At 65.2% G+C, this 23,094-nt stretch carries 22 protein-coding genes and 1 riboswitch; of the genes, 15 read left to right on the top strand and 7 right to left on the bottom strand.

Going from position 1 to position 23,094, the window contains the following annotated elements:
• Positions 1-10: 10 nt before the first annotated feature.
• Positions 11-649 (bottom strand): NAD(P)H-binding protein, encoded by a 639-nt coding sequence (locus tag FHY09_RS00595; RefSeq protein WP_166923149.1) that lies wholly within the window; start codon positions 647-649, stop codon positions 11-13.
• 99 nt (positions 650-748) lie between these two features.
• On the opposite strand from FHY09_RS00595, the gene FHY09_RS00600 reads away from it, so the two are divergent.
• Positions 749-1,651 carry a LysR family transcriptional regulator gene (locus FHY09_RS00600; RefSeq protein ID WP_166923152.1) on the top strand — a complete coding sequence of 301 codons (903 nt, stop codon included), beginning with the start codon at positions 749-751 and terminating at the stop codon, positions 1,649-1,651.
• 68 nt (positions 1,652-1,719) lie between these two features.
• On the top strand, positions 1,720-2,382 hold the full coding sequence (gene gph, locus FHY09_RS00605) for a phosphoglycolate phosphatase (RefSeq protein ID WP_166923164.1): 663 nt from the start codon (positions 1,720-1,722) through the stop codon (positions 2,380-2,382).
• A 34-nt stretch (positions 2,383-2,416) separates the two neighbouring features.
• On the opposite strand, the gene FHY09_RS00610 is transcribed toward gph, so the two are convergent.
• Positions 2,417-2,995, bottom strand: coding sequence for a histidine phosphatase family protein (locus FHY09_RS00610; protein ID WP_166923166.1), 579 nt, complete (start codon positions 2,993-2,995; stop codon positions 2,417-2,419).
• A 150-nt stretch (positions 2,996-3,145) separates the two neighbouring features.
• Positions 3,146-3,361: riboswitch (cobalamin riboswitch) on the top strand.
• A gap of 114 nt (positions 3,362-3,475) precedes the next feature.
• On the opposite strand from FHY09_RS00610, the gene btuB reads away from it, so the two are divergent.
• Positions 3,476-5,323 carry a TonB-dependent vitamin B12 receptor gene (gene btuB / locus FHY09_RS00615; protein ID WP_166923168.1) on the top strand — a complete coding sequence of 616 codons (1,848 nt, stop codon included), beginning with the start codon at positions 3,476-3,478 and terminating at the stop codon, positions 5,321-5,323.
• 64 nt (positions 5,324-5,387) lie between these two features.
• On the opposite strand, the gene FHY09_RS00620 is transcribed toward btuB, so the two are convergent.
• The 5 genes from FHY09_RS00620 to msrB all read right to left on the bottom strand — a co-directional run bounded on the left by FHY09_RS00620 (position 5,388) and on the right by msrB (position 9,342).
• Complete coding sequence (locus tag FHY09_RS00620) at positions 5,388-5,702, bottom strand: TfoX/Sxy family protein (RefSeq protein WP_166923171.1); 315 nt, start codon at positions 5,700-5,702, stop codon at positions 5,388-5,390.
• A complete protein-coding gene (locus FHY09_RS00625) occupies positions 5,699-6,181 on the bottom strand; it encodes a GAF domain-containing protein (RefSeq protein WP_166923174.1) in 483 nt (160 codons plus the stop codon). Before FHY09_RS00625 ends, FHY09_RS00620 begins: the two co-directional genes overlap by 4 nt.
• 64 nt (positions 6,182-6,245) lie before the next feature.
• Positions 6,246-6,986, bottom strand: a complete 741-nt coding sequence (gene msrA, locus FHY09_RS00630) for a peptide-methionine (S)-S-oxide reductase MsrA (RefSeq protein ID WP_166923176.1) — start codon at positions 6,984-6,986, stop codon at positions 6,246-6,248.
• Positions 6,987-6,995: 9 nt separating this feature from the next.
• Entirely contained in the window at positions 6,996-8,753 is a 1,758-nt protein-coding gene (locus FHY09_RS00635) for a cytochrome c biogenesis protein DipZ (RefSeq protein WP_166924291.1), read from the bottom strand.
• 28 nt (positions 8,754-8,781) lie between these two features.
• Complete coding sequence (gene msrB / locus FHY09_RS00640) at positions 8,782-9,342, bottom strand: peptide-methionine (R)-S-oxide reductase MsrB (RefSeq protein ID WP_166923178.1); 561 nt, start codon at positions 9,340-9,342, stop codon at positions 8,782-8,784.
• A 139-nt stretch (positions 9,343-9,481) separates the two neighbouring features.
• On the opposite strand from msrB, the gene FHY09_RS00645 reads away from it, so the two are divergent.
• From FHY09_RS00645 to FHY09_RS00700, 12 genes are all read left to right on the top strand, one after another.
• Complete coding sequence (locus FHY09_RS00645; RefSeq protein WP_166923180.1) at positions 9,482-10,201, top strand: response regulator transcription factor; 720 nt, start codon at positions 9,482-9,484, stop codon at positions 10,199-10,201.
• On the top strand, positions 10,198-11,700 hold the full coding sequence (locus FHY09_RS00650) for a sensor histidine kinase (protein ID WP_166923182.1): 1,503 nt from the start codon (positions 10,198-10,200) through the stop codon (positions 11,698-11,700). Before FHY09_RS00645 ends, FHY09_RS00650 begins: the two co-directional genes overlap by 4 nt.
• Positions 11,701-11,796: 96 nt before the next feature.
• Positions 11,797-13,668, top strand: a complete 1,872-nt coding sequence (locus FHY09_RS00655) for an asparagine synthase-related protein (protein WP_166923184.1) — start codon at positions 11,797-11,799, stop codon at positions 13,666-13,668.
• Positions 13,669-13,966: 298 nt separating this feature from the next.
• Entirely contained in the window at positions 13,967-14,554 is a 588-nt protein-coding gene (locus FHY09_RS00660) for a hypothetical protein (RefSeq protein ID WP_456362662.1), read from the top strand.
• A 233-nt stretch (positions 14,555-14,787) separates the two neighbouring features.
• Complete coding sequence (locus tag FHY09_RS00665) at positions 14,788-15,375, top strand: hypothetical protein (RefSeq protein ID WP_456362663.1); 588 nt, start codon at positions 14,788-14,790, stop codon at positions 15,373-15,375.
• A 51-nt stretch (positions 15,376-15,426) separates the two neighbouring features.
• Positions 15,427-16,215, top strand: coding sequence for a hypothetical protein (locus FHY09_RS00670; protein WP_456362664.1), 789 nt, complete (start codon positions 15,427-15,429; stop codon positions 16,213-16,215).
• 22 nt (positions 16,216-16,237) lie between these two features.
• Positions 16,238-16,825: a hypothetical protein gene (locus FHY09_RS00675; protein ID WP_456362665.1), complete on the top strand. Its 588-nt coding sequence runs from the start codon at positions 16,238-16,240 to the stop codon at positions 16,823-16,825.
• 234 nt (positions 16,826-17,059) lie between these two features.
• Positions 17,060-17,659, top strand: a complete 600-nt coding sequence (locus FHY09_RS00680) for a hypothetical protein (RefSeq protein WP_456362666.1) — start codon at positions 17,060-17,062, stop codon at positions 17,657-17,659.
• A gap of 23 nt (positions 17,660-17,682) precedes the next feature.
• Positions 17,683-18,276: a hypothetical protein gene (locus tag FHY09_RS00685; RefSeq protein ID WP_456362667.1), complete on the top strand. Its 594-nt coding sequence runs from the start codon at positions 17,683-17,685 to the stop codon at positions 18,274-18,276.
• Between the two features lie 236 nt (positions 18,277-18,512).
• On the top strand, positions 18,513-19,100 hold the full coding sequence (locus FHY09_RS00690; RefSeq protein WP_456362668.1) for a hypothetical protein: 588 nt from the start codon (positions 18,513-18,515) through the stop codon (positions 19,098-19,100).
• A gap of 123 nt (positions 19,101-19,223) precedes the next feature.
• A complete protein-coding gene (locus FHY09_RS00695) occupies positions 19,224-19,913 on the top strand; it encodes a hypothetical protein (RefSeq protein ID WP_456362669.1) in 690 nt (229 codons plus the stop codon).
• Positions 19,903-23,079: an XVIPCD domain-containing protein gene (locus tag FHY09_RS00700; protein ID WP_166923186.1), complete on the top strand. Its 3,177-nt coding sequence runs from the start codon at positions 19,903-19,905 to the stop codon at positions 23,077-23,079. The genes FHY09_RS00695 and FHY09_RS00700 overlap by 11 nt, the downstream gene beginning before the upstream one ends.
• The last annotated feature ends 15 nt before the right edge of the window (positions 23,080-23,094 follow it).

The following is a 23,094-nucleotide window of genomic DNA, read 5'->3' on the forward strand; positions in this document are numbered from 1 at the left end:
CCATGCGCCTTCAGTACGCCGCAGTGATGATCTCGCGCGGATAGGCGCGGTTCTCCAGCTCGGCCACGAACGCCGCTCCATAATCGGCGTAACTGATCCGGCTGTGGCCTGCAGCATCGGCGAGAAACGTGCGGGCCTGCACGCGGTACTGTCCGCGCTCCTCGCCGGGGCCGATTTCCGCCGCGGGCGAGAAGAACGTCCACTCAATGTCATCGGCAGTGCGCAGGTGCTGCAGCGCCTGGCGCGCGGCAAGTGCGAAGGGCTTGTACGCTGCCGGGAAGTCCGGCGTGTCGACCAGCTGCACGCCGGGGGCGATTTCCAGGCTGCCGGCGCCGCCGACCACCACCAGGCGCGGCACGCCCGCCGCACGCGCAGCGTCCAGCAGTTGCCCGGCGACGGTTGCGATCTGCGCCGCGTCATCGCCCGGACCGGGCCCGTACGCGCTGGCCAGCACATCGTGGCCGGCCACGGCCGCTGCCAGTGCGGCAGGGTCGGCAAGGTCGACGATGACCGCCGCGGCCCCGGAGAGTTCGTCCGCCAGGACGCGCTCGCTGCGGACAAGGGCGGTGACCTGGTGGCCATGGGCCAAGGCGTGGCGGGCGATCTGACGGCCGATGTTGCCAGTGGCGCCAACGAGCGCGATTTTCATGGTTGAACTCCGTGGGAAAGCAGGTGCGACCACTCTAGGCGCGCGGTTACGTCCGAAAAACAGCGTATAAGGGACAAGTTTGTTGCCTGGATCGAACAAATGGACCGATTGACCGCTGCTGAGGTTTTCATCGCTGTCGCCGAGCGTGGCAGCCTGACCTCGGCCGCCGAGCACCTGGACATGTCTCGTGCGATGGTGACGCGCTACCTGGCCGAGGTGGAGCGCTGGCTTGGCGCGCGCCTCCTGCACCGGACCACGCGCAGGATCAGCCTGACCGGGCCGGGCGAGCTGGCGCTGCAGCGCCTGCGTGAACTGCGCCACGTCGGCGACGCGCTGCAGGCCGAACTGGGCAGTGCCGATCCACGGCCCCATGGCCTGCTGCGGGTGACCGTCAGCGTGTCCTTCGGGCAGCTGCACCTGGCCGGCGCCGTGGCCGATTATGTGCAGGCGTTTCCGGGAACGCGCGTGGACCTGCAGATGGTGGACCGCATCGTCAACCTGGTGGAGGAGCGCATCGATCTTGCGGTGCGCATCACCCGCGCCGTCGATCCGGCGCTGATCGCGCGGCGGCTGGCCCCCTGTGCCTCGCATCTATGCGCCGCTCCGGCCTATCTGGGCCGGCACGGTGTGCCGGAAACCGCCGAAGCGCTGGCCTCGCACAACTGCCTGAGCCATCACTACGTGGGCCGCGGCGAGTGGCGGCTGGGCCGGGACGAGCGCGTGGTTGCGGTAGGGGTGAGCGGCACCATCACCGCCAACGATGCCTCGCTGCTGCTGGAGGCGGTCCGCGCAGGGGCCGGCATCGCGATGCTGCCCGCCTACCAGGTCAATCCGCTGCTGCGCTCCGGCGAACTGGTGAAGGTGCTGCCCGACTACGCGCTGGAGGAGATGGCGCTGTATGCGGTCTACACCTCGCGCCGGCAGCAGTCGCCCTTGCTGCGCAGCTTCATTGATTTCCTGCACGCGCGCTTCAGCAGCGAGGCCTTCGCCGCGTACTGCTGATGCCGTTGCGCCGACACTCACCGGGTCACTCGTAGAATGCAGTTCCCTTCAAGAACCGCGTGCACGCCGTGACTGATTCTGCGCCTTACCGTTATCCGCTGGTGGTCTTTGATCTGGACGGGACGCTGGTGGACAGCGCGGGCGACATCGCCGAGGCGTTGAACCGCACGCTGGACGACTGGTCGCTGCCGCGCGTGCCCGAAGCCACGGTGCTCGGCTGGATCGGCGACGGCGTGCGTCGGCTGGTCGAGCAGGCGTTCGATGCGGCTGGCCGCCAGGTGGATCTGGACATGGTGATGCCGGGCTTCATGGTGCATTACACCGAATGCCTGCTGCGCAGCCCGCGGCTGTTCGATGGGGTGGCCGAAGCGTTGCAGGTGCTGCGCACGCGCAACGTGCCGCTGGCGATCTGCACCAACAAGCCGGTGGCCCTGGTAGCGCCGTTGCTGCAGCACCTGGGGCTTGGCGGGGTGTTCGCGCAGGTGCTGGGGGGCGACTCGCTGCCGCAGCGCAAGCCGGACGGCGAGCCCCTGCGCCACCTGGCCCGCGCCTTCGGCCTGCGGCCCGGGCAGTGCCTGATGGTGGGTGATTCGCTCACCGATTACCGTGCCGCCCAGGACGCCGGCATGCCGGTCGCACTGGTGCGCTATGGCTATCCGCGCGGGCTGGATCTGGAGCACGCCAATGCCGTGGCGGTGCTCGACGACCTGCGCGAACTGCCGGGCCTGTAGACGCCACCGGGCCGAGCCACGCAGATCGGAAGGTTCAGGGCTGCTGCAGTTCCAGCAGTTCGCCCCAGATCGCGCCGTCGTCATTGCGCTCCACGCGCAGCCGCAACCGCGTACCGTGATCGATCCGCAGGGCCCAGCACAGCGACAGCGGCAATCCGCACACCTGGGACAGCACCATCCGCATCGGGCCGCCATGGGTGACCACCAGCGTCGAGGGTGGCTGTTCATCGTCGAGCAGCCGCGCCAGAGCACGCGCCATGCGGCGTTCGAAGTGGCCCCAGCTTTCGCCGTTGGGCGGTGGGTTGCCGTGGGGGTCGGCGTGGAAGGCGGCCAGCGCGTCTTCAGGCAGTTCCAGCAGCGGCTGGCCATCCCAGTCGCCGAAATCCAGTTCTTCCCATTCTTCCTCCGGCACCACGGTCAGGCCGTGTGGCGCGGCCAGTGCCAAGGCCGTGTGCAGCGCCCGAAGGCGGGGCGAACTCACCACCCGTTCCCAGGGCTGTGCATACGCGTGGACAAGGGGTTGCTGGTCCGCCGGCAGCATCGGTGGATCGGTGCGTCCATCCAGGAACGCCTCGCGACCGGTCGCCGCGTGGCGCACCAGGTCAAGGATCATGACGGACGCCCGCCGGCTGGCGCGGGGTGACGGCAAACAGCATCGGTAATGCAGGAAAACATGGCAGCAACATCCGCAGAGCGAGCTGCATTCTAGTGGCTGCCGGTCCCCACGCCCACCTGCGGCCTGCAGCAGCCCCGGCTTTCGCATAGACTGCGCGCTCTTCCAGGTGACCTGTGGCCAAGGCTGGCAGGTTGAAACGGGAAGCCGGTGACGCATCGCTCGATGCCATGCCGGCGCTGCCCCCGCAACGGTATGCACGTCAAAGCGGACACTGCGCCACTGTGCCATGGCATGGGAAGGCGTCCGCCCGGTGGACCTCCACCGACGGCAAGCCCGGAGACCGGCCTGGAAGCCTTCGGTTGCGATGCGGCGGGCATCGGCGACGGCCATCGCCTGCATGCGGTGCGCCGCGTCCTGTCTCCTGCATCGCCGCTTCCCCACAGGTCCGCGCGGGCGTGCGCGGCAACGGAGTTATGCATGCACAAGTCGTTCCCCCTGCTGTCCCTGGCCATCCTCGCCGCACTGCCCTCGCTCGCTTCAGCGCAGGCGCAGGATGACGCAACCGCACTGGATGGAGTATTGGTCACCGCGACCCGCACGGCCATTCCGCTGTCGCAGAGCATTGCGCCGGCGCAGGTGATCAGCCGCAGCGAGATCGAGGCCAGCCAGTCCAGCTCGCTGCAGGAGCTGCTGCAGGGTCGTGCGGGCATCAACCTCACCAACACCGGCGGGCTCGGCAAGCAGACCTCGCTGTTCCTGCGCGGCACCAATTCCGCGCACACCGTGGTGCTGGTGGATGGCGTGCGCATCAATACCGCTGATTTCGGCCTGGCCATGCTGCAGGACCTGCCGCTGGCGCAGATCGAGCGCGTGGAGATCGTGCGCGGACCGCAGTCCAGCCTGTACGGTGCCGATGCCATCGGTGGTGTGATCCAGATCTTCACCCGGCGCAACCAGGGCGGCTTCGCACCGCACCTGCAGCTCGGGGGAGGCAGCAACGGCCTGCGCGAAGCCAGCGGTGGCATCGGCGGCGGCACCGCGCAGGGCTGGTTCGGTGCCGATATCGGTTACCAGCACAGCGATGGCATCAATGCGTGCCGCGGCTCGCTCTCTCCGTTCGCCGGCTGCGGCGCGGATGAACCTGACCGGGACGGGTATCGCAACGTCTCCAAGAGCCTGCGCGGCGGCTACACGTTCAATCCGCAGTGGAGCGCCGAGGCCAGCGCGCTGCGCGCCGACGCCGAGAACCATTACGACGGTTACTACAACTACGCCGAAACGCGGCAGCAGGTGCTTGCGGCGAAGCTGCGCTACACGCCCTCCGCGCGCCTGACCGTGACCGCCTCGGCCGGCCGCAGTGACAACGAAGCGGAAAACAGCGGTCCCTTCGATGCCACCGGCAGCGCGCAGACACACCGCGACAGCGCCTCGCTGCAGGCCGACGCCCAGCTTGCCGCAGGACAGCTGCTTACCGCGGGCGTGGACTGGAGCGATGACAGCCTGGATGGCAGCAGTGCCGGCTACCTGGTCGAGAGCCGCGACAACACCGGCGTGTTCGTGCAGTACCAGGGCCAGTTCGGGCCGCACCAGCTGCAGGCCAGCCTGCGCAATGACGACAACGCGCAGTTCGGTGGCCATGTCACCGGCAGCGTGGGCTGGGCGATGACGCTGGATCATGGGCTGCGGCTCACGGCCACCCACGGCACGGCGTTCAAGGCGCCGACCTTCAGTGATCTGTATGACCCGTGGAGCGGCGTGCCGACGCTGGATCCGGAGAGGGCGCGAAGCACCAACGTGGGCATCGGGCAGCAGGGCACGCAGTGGCGCTGGGCCCTTGATGCCTACGAAACGCGCGTGGACGACCTGATCACCTACGACGCGTCGACCTTCATGATGCAGCAGGTGGAGAAGGCGCGGATCGTGGGGGCTGAACTGACCGGTGGCATGCAGGTGGCTGGCCTGGACGTGTCCGCGCAGCTGAGCTGGACCGACCCGCGCAACCGCACCAGCGGCAGCACGCAGTACGACAACTGGCTGGCACGGCGCGCGCAACGTACCGCGCGCGTGGATGTCGACCGGCGCTTCGGCGAGCTGCGCCTGGGCCTGACCGCACAGGGTGTCGGGCAGCGTTATGACGATGCCGCCAACACCGTGCGCCTGGGGGGGTATGGCACCCTGGATGTCCGCGCCGAATATGCCCTGGGCCCTGACTGGACGGTGCTGGCGCGGGTGGCGAACGTGTTCGACCGCTCCTACGAAACGGTGGCCTGGTACAACCAGCCGGGCCGTGAATACCAGTTGCGGCTTCGCTACCAGCCGCAGTAACCGGCGTGCAGCGGGGCGCTGCCCCGCTCAGGGCCGGGATCGGTGCCGGGTCGTGCCCCCGGCGCTAGCGGAAACGCTCTTCGCGCACGGGTCCTGCCGCAGGACCCGTCGGCTTGAGCGGCTGGAGCGCGATCTCCGCTTCGTAGGCCTGCACCAGCGCAGCGCGCTGGGCCTCGTCAAGCGACTGCCAGTGGCAGTCCAGCAACGCCCCCTGCAGCGAATACAGCAGACTGAGGCTCGGCTTGAAGCCGGCGCGGCGTACCTTCACGAAAGCGCCCACCGCACCCACAGCGACCAGGTCCTCGTGGCTGCGCAGGCCCACCTGGCGCAGCCATGCCGCGCTTTTGGGCCCGATGTTGCGCAGCGTGGTGGTGCTCATTCCAGCGCGTCGACGAAGGCCTGCGCGATCGCTTCCAGCCCGGCCTGATCGTCCGCATCGAAACGCGCCAGCACCGGGCTGTCGATATCGAACACGCCGATCAGCTGATCGCCCTTCACCAGCGGAACCACCAGCTCCGAGCGCGAGGCGGAATCGCAGGCGATGTGTCCCGGGAAAGCGTCCACATCCTCGATCCGCTGCGTCTGCCGCTGGGTCGCCGCTGCACCACACACGCCCTTGTGCAGCGGAATGCGCACGCAGGCCGGCAGTCCCTGGAACGGGCCGACCACCAGTTCCCTGCCGTCGTAAAGATAGAAGCCCACCCAGTTCAGATCGGGCAGGGCGTGGTACACCAGCGCCGCCAGGTTGGCCGCGTTGGCGATCCGGTCTCCCTCGCCGTGGACCAGGGCACGCGCCTGGTCCAGCAGCTGGGCGTATTGTTCCGGCTTGCTGCCGGTCAGCGATGAGGTGGCGAACATGGGGCAAGTCTAGCAAGCCGCACCGGCGCGTCCACTGGCCCATGCCCGCAACGCTGCGTGCCGCTCATTTCATCGGCACCAGGACTGGCGTGCTGCGGTACAGGGTGGGGAACTGCTGGCGCAGAGCCGCCACCTTGGGCGCGTCGTAGTAGCGGATGTAGGCCGCCTCCGGGAAGCGTGCCATGTAGTTCTGGTGGTACCCCTCGGCGGTGAAGAAACGCTTGCCGCTGCCGAGTTCGGTCACCACCGGTGCGCCCACCACCGGGGCGATCTGTGCCACGTAGGCGCGGTTGGCGGCCTGCTGCCGGGCATCATCGGTGAAGATCGCCGAGCGGTACTGCGTGCCCCGGTCCGGTCCCTGCCGGTTGAGCTGGGTGGGGTCGTGGGCCACCGAGAAGAACACCTGCAGCAATTGACCATAGCTCACCTGGCGCGGATCGTAGTCCACCCTGACCGCCTCGGCATGGCCCGTCCGGCCGCTGGTGATGCGCTCGTAATGCGCCGTGGAGGCATCACCACCGATGTAGCCGGACACGGCGTTGCTCACGCCCTTGACGTGCTGGAACACCCCCTGCACGCCCCAGAAGCACCCACCTGCGAAGACCACGCTGGCTTGGGTGCGCTCGTCCTTGAACGCCGCCGCGCCGGTTGCCGCCGGCAGCACGCGGGTTTCCTCGCTGACCCGCGCCGACGCAGCAGCGGCAGTAGCCGCCGGCGCATCGGCAATCACCCAGAAGGACACCAGCCCGCCGATCACCAGCGCGGCAACCGCTGCGGCCACCCCTTTTTCCAGTGAAATGTTCATGCGTACTCCTCAGCCGAATGTGAAGGCATAGGCCTGGACACCCGCATCCAGGAACTCGATCTCGAACAGGTGCTCGCCGATGCTGTCGCGCTGGCGCACCAGCTGGTACAGGCGATGCTCGTCCACCACCCCGGTGCCGTCGTCCGCCACATCACCACCGCGGTCACCGGCGGGCAGGGGCTTGCCGTCCATCAGCACGCGGAACCGCACGGGCTTGCGATCATCCGCCGGGGCCAGCACGAGATGCAGATCGCGCGCATGGAAACGGAACGCGATGCGCCCGCCGGCCTGCTGCAGTTCCGCGTCTTCGCGACCGACCTTCCAGCGCCCCTGCAGGCCCCATTCGTTCAGTGCCGGCGCCGGGGGCAGGGTGTAGTCGGCCACGGCGTCGGCCCGCAGCCCGCCAGGAGAGGCGAAGTGCTCGGCACGTGCATGGCCCAGATAGGTTTCCGGCGAGCGCAGGTTGCCCATGTCGGCCTGCATCTCCACACCATCCAGGCCCGCCGCGGCGGGATCCACCGGCGGGGGCAGATCGCGCTGCCCGGCTTCCTGCAGCAGGCGACGCAGCACCTGTTCGGAGTGCGCGTAGTTGCCTTCGCCGAACTGATGCGCGCGGATCCGACCCTGCGCGTCGATGAAGTAATGCGCGGGCCAGTAGCGGTTCTCGAACGCGCGCCAGATGCGGTATTCGTTGTCCAGCGCCACCGGGTAGCCCACCTTGAGCTGCTCCACCGCGCGCATGACGTTGCGCGGGTCGCGTTCGAAGGCGAACTCCGGGGTGTGCACACCGAGCACCACCAGGCCATGGTCACGGTAGCGGCGTTCCCACTCGTGCACGTACGGCATGGCACGCAGGCAGTTGATGCAGGAGTAGGTCCAGAAATCGACCAGCACCACCTTGCCGCGCAACTGCTCGCGGGTCAGCGGCGGGCTGTTGAGCCAGCCGGTCGCACCGTCCAGCGCGGGCAGCTCGCCCTCCACGGGCAGCGGGGCATCGCCAGCGGCGGCGGTGCTGCTCATCGCACCGGCAGGCTGCACCCCGGGCACGGCATCCAGCAGGCCCTGCTCGAGCCGCGCGGTGCTCACCGTGGACAAGCGGGTCAGCACGCCGGTGTCCCAGCCCATGGCGATGGCCACCACGGCCAGCAGCGCTGCCACGCCGAGCCCACGCCGCAGTGTATTGCCCAGGCCCAGCCGCGCCTTGAGGGCGTTGAACACGCGTCCGCCCAGCCACAAGGCCAGCGCCAGAGCGGTCACCGCGCCCAGCGCATAGGCCAGCAGCAGGCTGCTGGTGCTAGCGCTGGCACCGTTCAGGGCCGCGCCGGTCAGCACCAGCCCGAGGATCGGGCCGGCACAGGGCGCCCACAGCAGCCCGGTGGCGATGCCCACCAGCAGGGACGTCCCCACGCCGCCACGACCGGCGTCATCGGCGGCGTCGGCGCGCGCGCTGAGGCGGGCACCGACGCGCTGGAACGGGGCCAGCAGGCGATCGGCCAGGGCCGGCCACAGCAACGCCAGCGCGAACACCGCCATCACCGCCAGCGCGATCCAGCGCCCCACCTGGTTGGCCTGCGCGACCCACGCGCTGCCCACTGCGGCCAAGCTGGCCACCACGGTGAAGGTGAGCGCCATGCCCAGCAGCAGCGGCAGGGTGCTGCGCAGGAACGACCCGCCCGCGCGTGCGAACACGAACGGAAGCACGGGCAGGATGCAGGGGCTGAGCAGGGTCAGCACGCCTCCCAGATAGGCCAGCAGCAGCAACATCAGCAACGCTCCTTGCAGAAGGAAAAGGTCATCACACCGGTACCCGCCAACGCGCGTCGCCACCGCCCCCGGCACCGCCCTGACTGCTGGGGGTAAAGGCCAGCGCCGCACCATTCATGCAATAACGAAGCCCGGTCGGCTTCGGGCCGTCGCTGAAGACATGGCCCAGGTGGCCGCCGCAGCGGCGGCAGTGGACCTCCACGCGCAGCATGCCGAAGGTCCGGTCGCGGGTCTCGCCGACGGCGTTGTCCAGCGGCGCCCAGAAACTGGGCCAACCGGTGCCGCTGTCGAACTTGGTCCGCGAGGCGAACAGCGGCAGGGCGCAACCTGCGCAATGGAAGGTGCCCGTGCGGTGCTCGCGATCCAGGGGGCTGCTGCCAGCCCGCTCGGTGGCATGCTGGCGCAGCACGGCGAACTGGGCCGGCGTCAGCCGGGCGCGCCACTCGGCGTCGGTGCGCTCGATCTCGAAGCGTTCACTTGGCGTGGCCGCGGCGGCGGGGGCGGCGGCGCGGCTGCAGGCGGTGACGCCTAGCACGCCGGCGGCAGCGGCCAGACCACTCAGGCCAAGCAGGTTGCGGCGGGTCAGGGGCATGTCCAACTCCAAGGGGGTCGATGGAGGCATGCTGCGCCGGTCCGCATCAACGAGTCCTCACGCAGGGTTAAATGTTTCGTGAGGATTGCCGGGCCATTGCCGGTGACAATGCAGCGGTGTCTCAAGGCGGATTACCACGATGAGCAGCAAGCGCGTCCTGATCGTTGAAGACGATGCCCCTATCGCCGACCTGCTGCGCCTGCACCTGGGCGATGAGGGCTACCAGGTGCAGCATGCCGCCACCGGCGATGAGGGCATGCGGCTGCTGGAGCAGGAAGGTCCCTGGGATGCGCTCGTGCTGGACGTCATGCTGCCGGGCGTGGACGGCCTGCAGATCTGCAGGCGGGCACGGGCGCTGACCCGCTACGTGCCGATCATCATCATCAGTGCGCGCGGCAGCGAGACCCAGCGCATCGTCGGCCTGGAACTGGGCGCCGATGATTACCTGGCCAAGCCCTTCTCCATTCCTGAGCTGGTGGCGCGCGTGCGTGCGCTGCTGCGGCGCGCCGAGGCCATGGCGCAGTCCGCCCGGCTCGACGCGGGCGTGCTGGAGGTCGGCGGGCTGCAGGTGGATCCGTTGGCACGCACGGTGCTGGTGGATGGACGCGAACTGGAGCTGACGCCGCGTGAGTTCGACCTGCTGCTGTTCTTCGCGCGCCATCGCGACCAGGTGTTCTCGCGCATGGAGCTGCTGGATCAAGTATGGGGCTACAGCCACGAAGGCTACGAACATACGGTCAACACGCACATAAACCGCCTGCGCAACAAGATCGAACACGATGCCGCCAACCCGCAGCGGATCATCACGGTGTGGGGGCGTGGTTACAAACTCGTGGTGCCTGCGGGAGCGGCGCCATGATCGGCCTTCGCTTGTGGCAGAAGCTGGCCGTGGTGTTCTGCGCCCTGGTGCTGGTGTGTGGCGCGGTGCTGCTGGCGATGCAGATGCGCATGTCGGTGCGTCACGAGCAGGAGGTGGTGCAGCGGCTGTCGCTGGGGCTGGCTTCGCACATCGCGCAGCGCAGTGAAGTGATGGATGAAAGTGGCATGCGCCAGCCGCAGGTGCGTGCGCTGTTCGGGCAGCTGATGGCGGTCAATCCCAGCGTGGAAGCGTATCTGCTCGACACCCGGGGCCGCATCGTCGGGCATGATGCGCCGGAAGGCCACGTGCTGCGGACCCATGTCGCCCTGGCACCGATCCAGGCGCTGCTGTCCGGGCAGCCACTGCCGATCCTGGGCGATGACCCGCGCAGCGTAGACCGGCGCAAGGTGTTCAGTGCCGCGCCACTGATCGTGAAGGGACGCCCGGCCGGCTATGTCTATGTGGTGCTTGTGGGCGAGCAGCGGCAGATGCTTGCCGAGGACCTGGCCGCCAGCAGCCAATGGCGCACGCTGCTGCTGGGTGCTTCGGTGGTTCTGGTGCTCGCGGTGCTCGCCGGGCTGGCCGCGTTCTACTGGGTCACCCGGCCGCTGCGCGTGTTGACCGGACGGATCCAGTCGCTGGACCTGCAGGCGCCGGCCGTGATGCCGCCGCCCGGCCCGTTGGCGCCTGGCGAACGCGATGAGCTGGTGATCCTGGAGCATGCTTACGCGCAGATGACCCAGCGCCTGGGTGAACAGTGGCAGCAGCTGCAGCAGCAGGACCTGCAGCGCCGCGAACTGGTCGCCAACATCTCCCATGACCTGCGCACGCCGCTGTCGTCACTGCATGGCTATCTGGAAACGATGGCGCTGAAGGAAACCAGCCTTTCAATGGAGGATCGCCGGCGCTACCTTGCCATCGCGCTGGCACAGAGTGCGAAGGTCGGTGCGCTGGCGCGCTCGCTGTTCGAGCTTGCGCGCCTGGAACACGGCGGGGTGAAGTTGGAGTGGGAGACCTTCGCGCTGCCCGAGCTGGTGCAGGATGTCCTGCAGAAGTTCGAACTTGCCGCGCAGTCGCGTGGGCAGCAGCTGCAGCCGGTGAGCCCGGCGGGCCTGCCGCTGGTGTGTGCGGACGTGGCGCTGATCGAGCGCGTGCTGACCAACCTGATCGACAACGCACTGCGCCACGCCCCTGACGGCGGCAGCGTGCGCGTGTCGCTGGCGCCAGTTCCCGACGGCATCCAGGTGCGCGTGGAGGACACCGGACCGGGCGTGCCCGAGCCGCTGCGTGCCACGCTGTTCCATGCGCCGTCGGCGCTGGGCTCCAACCGCGGAAACCAGGGGGGCTTGGGGCTGTTGATCGTGCGCCGCATCGTCGAACTGCATGGTGGGACGATCCGCCTGCTCGACGGGTCCGCTGGCGCCGTGTTCGAGTTCGTGGTGCCGCGCGCGGATGCGGCACATCGGCCGGAAGCGGGCGCGGGGCACTCCGGGGCCTGACCTGCGGTGAACAGGGCAGTTCCACGCCGAGGTGATGGCAGGCGCTTGGGTTTACAACATCGTTCATGGCCTTCATGAAGATCGGGCGGCATCGTGGTGTGCCTTGCATCCCGTGCCTTCACCGTGTTTTCTTCCCGCCACAATGACCTCGAGCGCATCGCAAGCGCGCAGGACGCTACGCGTATTGCATCGAACCTCCTCGGCCGCTGGCGGCCGGACGCGGACGGTGACGTGCCCGTCTGGTCGCCGGACGCTGCAAACGCGCGTTCAACCTGTGGCCGGCACGTACTTGCATTCGCTGGCTCGGCGGGGGTGACGCGTGGCGGCGGTCGGGTGCGTGCCGACGAACTGGTCGACCGCATGGCGCGGGAGGGTCTGCATGCCGTGCTGGAGCCGCTGGATGGAGCCTTTGGACTGGTCTGCTGGGACGCACAGCGACAAGAGCTCATTCTTGCACGGGATCCGGCCGGGCAGCGGTCGTTGTATTACGGCTGGGTGGACGGGGCGTTCGTCTTCGCCGACACGCTCGGTGCTCTGCGCGCGCTACCCGCCTTCCAGCCGGTGGTCCAAGGCGGTGCACTGGCGCTGTACCTGCGGCATGGCTACGTGCCGGCGCCCCACTGCATCTACCGGGATGTGTACAAGCTCGATGCGGGACACGTACTCACGCTGACACGCGCACAGGTGCTGCGTGGGCCGCAGTACCATCTACCGGGCGTTGACCAGCGCCCCTGGTGGTCGGTGCGCGAAGCACACGAGCGCGCGCTGGGGCAGCGCAGGACATGGCGCGTGGAGGAGGCGCTGGACGCGCTTGACGGTCACGTGCAGCGTGCAGTGGCTACCTCGATCGCCAGCGCCGGGACGCAGGATACAGGCGCGTTTCTGTCCGGCGGGACGGATTCATCGCTGGTCTGTGCAGTCCTGCAGTCACAGCGCTCCCTGCCGGTGCACACGCTGGGCATAGGCTTCGAACATCCCTGTCACGACGAGCGTGCGTGGATGCAGGGCGTTGCCCGCCACCTTGGCGTGCGGCACCAGACACACGTATTTAGTGAGCGAGACGTGCTGGAACAGGTGCAACGCATTCCGCAGGCCTGGCACGAACCGTTCGCCGACACCTCGCAGATTCCCACGCTTCTGGCCAGCGATGCCCTCGGCATGGAGTGTCGCGCGGCCTTGACGGGCGACGGCGGCGACGAACTTTTCTTTGGTCACGCGGCATACGTGCGCGCGATCCGCAACGCGCGCCTCAGCCACTGGGTGCCGTCGCCGTTGCAGGCATGGCTGGCGCAGTGGGATGCGCAGGAGCCGGAGCGCTGGCGCGAAGGCGGGCTGCGTGCACTCCTCGCCGAGGCTTCCGCCACCGGCGTGGCGCACCATTACCTGATGCGTGTCTCGCGCTGGCGCGCACCCTGGCGTCTGGTGCCCGGCGTGATCGAACCGCGCACGGCGTACCGCGATGGACCGCTGCTGCTCGCGGGGGGAGATCCAGCAGATGTCGTGCAGCAGCTGGATTTCCGGATGGAACTCGGCAACGGCATTCTTGCCAAGGTGGAGCACGCCGGACGGCTCGCCGGGCTGTCGCCGCTGTCGCCGTTGCTGGACCGCCGGCTGGTGAACTTCGCATGGCAGCTGCCCACGGGCCTGAAGCTGCACGAAGGACAGCAGAAATGGATACTAAAACAGCTGTTGTGCCGCTACCTGCCCGAAGCGCTGGTCATGCGCCCGAAGCGGGGGTTTGGTCCCCCCATTGCCAGTTGGTTGCGTGGCCCGCTGCGCGAATGGGCCGATGCCTTGCTGACGCCCTCGCGGCTGCAGGCGAGTGGCCTCGCAGATCCCCAGATCATCGGCCGGATGTGGTCGCGGTTCCTGGCCGGTGAACGGCGCTGGCACCCGCACCTGTGGACGGTGTTGATGTACATGCAGTGGTTCGAGCACAACCGTTGCCTGCCGCCTGCGCGGGGCTGACCTGCGGCGAACCGTCCTGCCATTTTCGCCTGAGGATAAAGAGCGGCGAGCGTCGCGCGGCGCGCGACCTGATGGTGGCAGAGAGGCCGATCTCGCCTGACGGGACGGGCGATGCCCGGTGATCCATGGTGACAGCGGTTGCCGTTGTGCGCCCGCAGATGGAAGACATGCTCAGCGCTTGCTGGATGGCCGCGACGACGTATTCGACATTTATCGTGCGCATGACAGGCATGCATACTGCAGCCTTCGGGTAGCCAGCTCACACACCCGCTTTCCCTTGCGCGGCTTGGAGAATGATGTGTTCACCAGTGACTTGTTGAAAAAGATGTATGCGCCTTTCGGCGCCAATGTCGGACGCCCGGATTGGCCGTTGTGGTTTCATGATTACGCGTTCGGCGCGACCTGTTACAACACGTTACGATGCAGCATCATCTTCAGCAGACGTGAGCATTCGATACGGTTGGACAGGCCGTCTGGAACTCCACGCGCGCCTAATTGGAAAGAGACTTGGACCGCGTGGTACAGCACCGGCCAGGATTTCCAGCGGCACGGCTTTCCCAGTCCTGTCGATATCCGGTGGACCGCTTTGGATGGTGTCGAACGTGAAATCGCGCTTGACCTGGACACCGTGTTTCCAGAGCGCCTGATCCTGCACAACGTGCCGGAGGATAAGGTGCGCGAGGACTGGAAGGCGTCGCCCCAGTTGCGCAGGGTTCAAATTCTTATTGAGGTCAACGACCGCACAGTCAGTGTTTACATGCGGGCGTGGGTGGTCACCAAGCACCTTCAGGATCCAGACAACCCTAGGAGCAACAGTCGGCGTGACCTGATGCTGGCGTGGACACGGACGTGGCCCGAGGAGGGCACGGGGTCCGGCGATCAATGACCATCTGAATGTAGGAGTGCATCTGAACCCAAGGCTCGCCCATGAGATGGCGTGGAGATCAGTGACGTTATTCCTTTCATTTGGATGTCTGCAGGTGGAAGAACTGTTCAGCCTCTCCTGAACGGCAGAGGCGACGCATTCGACCTTTCCCGCACCCGTGATAGGCACGCATACTGCGGTCTTCGCGCGGACAGCTCACACACCCGCTTTCCGTGCGCGGCTTGGAGAATGATGTGTTCCCCAGTGACTTGTTGAAAAAGATGTATGCGCCTTTCGGCGCCAATGTCGGACGCCCGGATTGGCCATTGTGGTTTCATGATTACGCGTTCGGCGCGACCTGTTACAACACGTTACGATGCAGCATCATCTTCAGCAGACGTGAGCATTCGATATGGTTGGACAGGCCGTCTGGAACTCCGCGCGTTCCTGACTGGAAAAAAGATTGGTACGCGGGGTACAGCACCGGCCAGGATTTCCAGCGGCACGGCTTCCCCAGTCCGGTCGATATCCGTTGGACCGCTTTGGACGGTGTGGAGCGTGAAATCGCGCTTGACCTGGACACCGTGTTTCCAGAGCGCCTGATCCTGCACAACGTGCCGGAAGATGAGGTGCGCGAGGACTGGAAGGCGTCGCGGCACCTGCGCAGAGTTCAGATTCTGCTGGAGGTCAACGACCGCACAGTGAATGTGTACATGCGGGCGTGGGTGGTCACCAAGCACCTACAGGACCCTGGCGACCCGAACAGCGACGAGCGGCGCGATCTGATGCTCGCTTGGAGCCGGACCTGGCCTGGGGAGGGCACAGGGTCCGGCGATCATTGACCATCCAAATGTAGGAGTGCATCTGAACCCAAGGTTTGCCCATGAGATGGCGTGGAGATCAGTGACGTTATTCCTTTCATTTGGCTGTCTGCAAGCATAAGAACTGTTCAGCATCTGCTGAATGGCAGCGGCGACGCATTCGACCTTTCCCGCATCCGCGGTAGGCACGCGTACTGCAGCCTTCGAGCGGCCAGCTTACACACCCGCTTTCCCTCGTCCGGCTTGGAGAATGATGTGTTCAACAATGATTTGTTGAAAAAGATGTACGCGCCCTTCGGCGCCAATGTCGGGCGCCCGGACTGGCCGTTGTGGTTTCATGATTATGCATTCGAGGCGACCTGTTACAACACCTTGAGATGCAGCATCATATTTGCGCGGCATCAGCATGCATTGACTCCGCACCTTTCTTCACCGTCAGGGCAACCACACGATCCTGATTGGAAAAAAGACTGGTACGCAGGATTCAGCACTGGCGAGGATTTTCAGCGGCACGGTTTCCCGAGCCCCGTCGATATCCGATGGACCGCTTTGGACGGTGTGGAGCGTGAAATCGCGCTTGACCTGGACACCGTGTTTCCGGAACGCCTGATCCTGCACAACGTGCCTGAAGATGAGGTGCGCGAGGACTGGAAGGCGTCGCGGCACCTACGCAGAGTTCAGATTCTGCTGGAGGTCAACGACCGCACAGTGAATGTGTACATGCGGGCGTGGGTGGTCACCAAGCACCTACAGGACCCTGGCGACTCTAACAGCGACGAACGGCGCGATCTGATGCTGGCGTGGACACAGACCTGGCCTGAGGCGAGGGGCACGTCTGCTCATCAGCCAACTTCGGAATAGTGCGGATGCCATGGAGGCCGTTGTGTTCAACAATGATCTGTTGAAGAAGATGTACGCGCGCTTCGGCGCCAATGCCGGACGCCCGGACTGGCCGTTGTGGTTTCATGATTACGCCTTCGGGGCCCGCTGCTATCACACGTTACGTTGCAGCATCATATTCCGTAGGCATCAATTTTCATTACATCTTGATCATCCTTCCGGAGCTCCCCGTGCAGCGGATTGGAGAGAAACGTGGTACGCGGGATTCAGCACTGGTGAGGATTTCCCGCGGCACGGCTTCCCGAGCCCGGTCGATATCCGATGGACCGCCTTGGACGGTGTAGAGCGTGAAATCGCGCTTGATCTGGATACTGTGTTTCCGGAGCGCCTGATCCTGCACAAAGTGCCGGAAGATGAGGTGCGCGAGGACTGGAAGGCGTCGCGGCATCTGCGCAGGGTTCAGATTCTTATTGAGGTCAACGACCGCATAGTCAATGTTTACATGCGGGCATGGGTGGTCACCAAGCACCTACAGGACCCTGGCGACCCGAATAGCGACGAGCGGCGCGATCTGATGCTGGCGTGGACACGGACCTGGCCCGAGGAGGGCACGGGGTCCGGCGATCAATGACCATCTGAATGTAGGAGTGCATCTGAACCCAAGGCTCGCCCATGAGATGGCTTGGAGATCAGTGACGTTATTCCTTTCATTTGGATGTATGCAGGTGGAAGAACTGTTCAGCCTCTCCTGAACAGCAGGGGCGACGCATTCGACCTTTCCCGCACCCGTGATAGGCACACATACTGCAGCCTTCGGGCGGCCAGCTCACACACCCGATTTCTCTTGCGCGGCTTGGAGAATGATGTGTTCACCAGTGACTTGTTGAAAAAGATGTATGCGCCTTTCGGCGCCAATGTCGGACGCCCGGATTGGCCGTTGTGGTTTCATGATTACGCGTTCGGCGCGACCTGTTACAACACGTTACGATGCAGCATCATCTTCAGCAGACGTGAGCATTCGATACGGTTGGATAGGCCGTCTGGAACCCCATTCGCGCCTGATTGGAAAAAGACTTGGACCGCGGGGTACAGCACCGGCCAGGATTTCCAGCGGTACGGCTTTCCCAGTCCGGTCGATATCCGGTGGACCGCTTTGGACGGTGTCGAACGTGAAATCACGCTTGACCTGGACACCGTGTTCCCGGAGCGCCTGATCCTGCACAACGTGCCGGAAGATGAGGTGCGCGAGGATTGGAAGGGGGCTCACTGGGTACGCGACGTGGATATCCTGCTGGAGGTCAACGACCGCACTGTCAATGTTTACATGCGGGCATGGGTGGTCACCAAGCACCTTCAGGATCCAGACAACCCTAGGAGTTGCAGTCGGCGTGACCTGATGCTGGCGTGGACACGGACCTGGCCTGAGGCGAGGGGCACGTCTGCTCATCAGCCAAGTTCGGAATAGTGCGGATGCCATTGGAGGCCGTTGTGTTCAACAATGATCTGTTGAAGAAGATGTACGCGCGCTTCGGCGCCAATGCCGGACGCCCGGATTGGCCATTGTGGTTTCATGACTATGCATTCGAGGCGACCTGTTACAACACGTTAAAATGCAGCATCGTATTTGCTCGGCATCAACATGCGTTGACTTCGCATCTTTCCTCACCGTCAGGACAACCATACGACGCTGACTGGAAAGAGGGCTGGTACGCTGGGTTCAGCACTGGTGAGGATTTCCAGTGGTACGGTTTCCCAAGCCCGGTCGACATCCGCTGGACCGCCTTGGACGGTGTAGAGCGTGAAATCGCGCTTGACCTGGACACCGTGTTTCCTGAGCGCCTGATCCTGCACAACGTGCCAGAAGAGGAGGTGCGCGAGGACTGGAAGGTGTCGCGGCATCTGCGCAGAGTGCAGATTCTGCTGGAGGTCAACGACCGCACAGTCAATGTTTACATGCGGGCGTGGGTGGTCACCAAGCACCTTCAGGATCCAGACAACCCCAGGAGCAACAGTCGGCGTGACCTGATGCTGGCGTGGACACGGACGTGGCCTGAGGAGGGCACGGGGTCCGGGGATCATTGACCATCCGAATGTAGGAGGGCATCTGAACCCAAGGTTTGCCCATGAGATGGCGTGGAGAGATCAGTGACGTTATTCCTTTCATTTGGATGTCTGCAGGTGGAAGAACTGTTCAGCCTCTCCTGAACAGCAGGGGCGACGCATTCGACCTTTCCCGCACCCGTGATAGGCACACATACTGCAGCCTTCGGGCGGCCAGCTCACACACCCGCTTTCTCTTGCGCGGCTTGGAGAATGATGTGTTCACCAGTGACTTGTTGAAAAAGATGTATGCGCCTTTCGGCGCCAATGTCGGACGCCCGGATTGGCCGTTGTGGTTTCATGATTACGCGTTCGGCGCGACCTGTTACAACACGTTACGATGCAGCATCATCTTCAGCAGACGTGAGCATTCGATACGGTTGGATAGGCCGTCTGGAACCCCATTCGCGCCTGATTGGAAAAAGACTTGGACCGCGGGGTACAGCACCGGCCAGGATTTCCAGCGGCACGGCTTTCCCAGCCCTGTCGATATCCGGTGGACCGCTTTGGACGGTGTCGAACGTGAAATCGCGCTTGACCTGGACACCGTGTTTCCAGAGCGCCTGATCCTGCACAACGTCCTGGAAGATGAGGTGCGCGAAGACTGGAAGGCGTCGCGCCAGCTGCGCAGGGTTCAGATTCTTATTGAGGTCAACGACCGCACAGTGAATGTGTACATGCGGGCGTGGGTGGTTACCAAGCACCTTCAGGATCCAGCCAATCCCAGGAGTTGCAGTCGGCGTGACCTGATGCTGGCGTGGACACGGACGTGGCCTGAGGAGGGCACAGGCTCCGGCGATCATTGACCCTTTGAATGTAGAAGGGCATCTGAGCCCAAGGTTCGCCTAGGTGATCGCACGAAGATCAGTGACGCTATTCCGTTCATTTGGCTGCCTGAAGGCAGAAAACTATTTAGCCTCTTGAACGGCATGGGCGACGCATTCGACCTTTCCTGCACCCGCGGGAAGCACGCATACTGCAGTCTTCGGGCGGCCAGCTCACATACCCAATTTCCCTTGCGCGACGTGGAGAATGATGTGTTCCCCAGTGACTTGTTGAAAAAGATGTATGCGCCTTTCGGCGCCAATGTCGGACGCCCGGATTGGCCGTTGTGGTTTCATGAGTACTCCTTCGGGGCCCGCTGCTATCACACCGTGCGCTGCAGCATCATATTCCGTAGACATCAATTTTCATTACATCTCGATCATCCTTCCGGAGCTCCCCGTGCACCTGATTGGAAAAAGACTTGGCGCGCGGGTTTCAGCACTGGCGAGGATTTCCAGCGGCACGGCTTCCCCAGTCCGGTCGATATCCGATGGACCGCTTTGGACGGTGTCGAGCGTGAAATCGCGCTTGATCTGGACACCGTCTTTCCGGAGCGCCTGATCCTGCACAATGTGCCGGAAGATGAGGTGCGTGAGGATTGGAAGGGGTCTCACTGGGTACGCGACGTAGAAATCCTGCTGGAGGTCAACGACCGAACAGTCAATGTGTATATGCGGGCGTGGGTGGTCACCAAGCATCTTCAGGATCCAGCCAATCCGAGGAGCTGCAGTCGGCGTGACTTGATGCTGGCGTGGACACGGACCTGGCCTGAGGGAGCGCGCGATGGCCGATGATCAGCGGTTGCCCGAGGTCTCCAACAAGCGGCGTATGTCACTTCCACTCGCTGCCGACGGTATGCCGCCTGATGATGTCCCGCACTTCAGCGCCGATGAGGGTCATCTGCGGAGTTATACAAATGCATCTGAGGCGTTGTTGCGCTTTAAGGCGCCGGTTTTATTTGATCGCACGGATTCGCATTCACATCTTATCGTAGCGCTGATGGACGGCACGGGCAACGACATCGGTCAGGATTCGCTCCATGCCACCAATATTGGCCGAGTATTCAATCAGATTGAGCATTTGGACGAATCAAGCGCAACGCGTATTTTCTCAACATACACTCCCGGTCCCGGCACACAGTCAAATCCAATGGCGCGGACACTGGACGGCGCACTCGGACGCACGAGCCTGGAGCGAGCAGAACAGACGTACGCGAAGATGGTGGAGCGCGCCCAATCCATCTTCGACGAAGACCCATCCGCGCGGCTCAGCCTACATTTGGAAGGCTTCAGCCGCGGCGCCAGCCAAGTGCCTCTGCTGGCACGAATGATTGAAGACCGCGGCATTCCGGACTTCCTGAGTGCCACCCAGGTCCGCAATGCCGACGGCGAACTGCACACGGTCTACAGCCGTTACCATCAGCCGCCCGGAAAGACGCCGATGTCGGTCGGTCTGTACGACCCTGTTCCCACCGGCTACATGGAATTGATGGATCGACGCCTGCCGCCGTCGGTGGTCTCGGGCTTCCAGATCAGCGCCGCCAACGAACGACGTGGGCTGTTTCCGGTTGACCAGATCCTGCCGCAGGGCCACTCGGCCGATGGCCGATTCCTGCATGTCACCGTGGCGGGCGCGCATTCGGATATCGGTGGCAGTTATCTGCGCGATGGACTCGGCGTGCGCAGCTTCAACCTGATGACGGATTACCACAACGCGCTGCTCGGTGAGCCGTTGCTGCAACGCCTGCACGAGCCGCAGGACCCACGCTTGAACGTGGTGCACCACTCCGAGCACGGTAACATGCTGTTTCGCGTCGCGCCCAAGGTGGACCGCGCCACTGTCGCTGGACAGGTTCATCAGCTCGTTGCCGATCCCTCGTGGCACAGTCCCCCCGGAACGGTGGTGGACCTGCCTCTGCAGATGCCGGAGCCGCTGGCCGTTGGCATGGAAAAAGCGCTTGTGCGTCAGCCAGTCGCTCGAGGTGCCGACCCTGTTCCGCCGTCCCTGGACCCGGCCGAATCGCTGAAGCAACGACTCGCCGCCCAGCAGGTCGAGCTCCGGCCGTATCAGCCTGCCCTGGTGCAACGACCGCACGTACGCGCGCTTGGCGCGTTGGGCGCACTGGGCGCGGCAGGCACGCTGTACGAGGCCTCCCAGGTTCAAGGCCGGATCAATCTGTTGCACGGCCAGAGCAATCCTGAGGGCGCGTCGTCCGAGCAGCGCCACTTCATGAGCCGCGGGCTGGGAGGGTGGTCCGGGGGAAGCGCTGCGGGGCTTGCCCTGGGCAGCGTGAGCGGCCCGGTTGCCCTGGGTTTCATCGCCTATGGGTCGCTGGTGGGCGATACCCTCGGTGAGAAACTGGCCGAACGTTGGGACCAGCACCGGATCTTCAACCAGACCGATCGCGAGGGCGTTGCGTGGTCGTACAACGGCTCACAATGGCTGCGTGAGGAGTTGGCCCATCTTTCCGATGCGGGCAGCGGCAATGGCGATGCGGCAGGCACAGCGGCCGATCCGCGACCGCAGCAGTTTTCCGCGCTGCCGGAGAAAGCCGCCGAGTTGAATTACCGGGCCAGCAATGTGGCCGCCGCACTGGCAATGGGCGAGGTGCCTCGGCCACGCGATCCCTATACCCTGCCGGCCAACGATGCCGACCGCAGCAGCCTGCGCCCGGCCGATTGGCGTCAGGATGCGTCCACGGCGCAGTGGTCGCGGGTGGTGGCTATCGGCTACCAGGAAAAGAACCTCCCGCTTTACGAGCGCGTATACGCCAGCCCTGAGCGGGCTGCAGAGCTGGATCGGCAGTCCGCGCAGATCGTGGAGAGCAACGTGGCCGAGAGCCGTGCGGCCATTGCGGCACGGTATGAAGCGGTCTACACCGCCCAGGACTGGCAGCGCCATGGCGAGATGCCGTCCGCCGTCCGGACGGCGCTGGATCCCGACGCCCTGGTGGCTTCCGACGGCCGGCAGTACCAGCGCGATGCGGAAGGTCAGTGGCACGAAGGCGAGCGTGTGGCCACGGAGAATCTGCAGCGCGAGCTGGACGCCACCCACGCAGTGCTGCAACCGGCGCTGGCGCTGCACCACGCGCAGGTAGCCGCGATCCAGCCACCTGCACCGCTGGATTCCCACGCGCAGGAACGCGCCAACCTTGCAGCCACCTATCTGCAGCACGGCGTGCAGCCTTTTCCGGAAACGCTGGACGCCGTACTGGACGCGGTCGAGAAGACCCGCGTCGCTCACGGCATCCAGGCAGGCACCACGTCGCTGGCCCTGGAACCACGGCAAGACGGCACGTGGGATGTCCACAGCCCGATCGCGCATCTGCAGCGCATCGATGGCGTGGTGGTCAAGGCCGCGGTCACCTCGACCGCAGAGCTGCAGCAGGCCTTGCTGGCACGTGAGATCGTGCCGTCTGTCCAGCCGGTCGATCAGGCGCCGTCCCCCACCGAGCTGCCCACGGCAATGCCCGCCCGCGCGGCGTCGGTCGAGCCGCCCGGCAGGGACGAAATCCCGGGCCTCCCGCTGTCTCCCACGCATGCCTCGCACCCCGACCACACGCTCTACGAGCAGATACGCCAGGGCGTCGCGACGCTGGATGCAGAACACGGGCGCACCTTCGATGCGCTCAGCGAACGGATGAGCGCCAGCCTGCTGGTGCTGGCAAAGGCCAATGATCTGGACCGGGTGGATCATGTGCTGGTCAGCACGGCCACCCGTGACAAGCCGGCCGGCCACACGCTGTTCCTCGTCAACGGCGCGCTCGATGATCCCCTGCACAAGCGCGCTTCCATGCCCACGGCGCAGGCCGCGCAGACGCCGGTGGAGGCGTCCATGCAGCAGCTTGAGGAGGTCAGTCAGCAGGCGCAGCAGCGCGCGCTTGCGGATCAGCAGGCCCAGCCGCTGCGCGATGACCCGTCACAGCAAGGACTGCAGGCACACGTCGCCGCGATGAACTGAAAAAAAAAAGGACCC

Source organism: Xanthomonas sp. 60 (assembly GCF_011761925.1).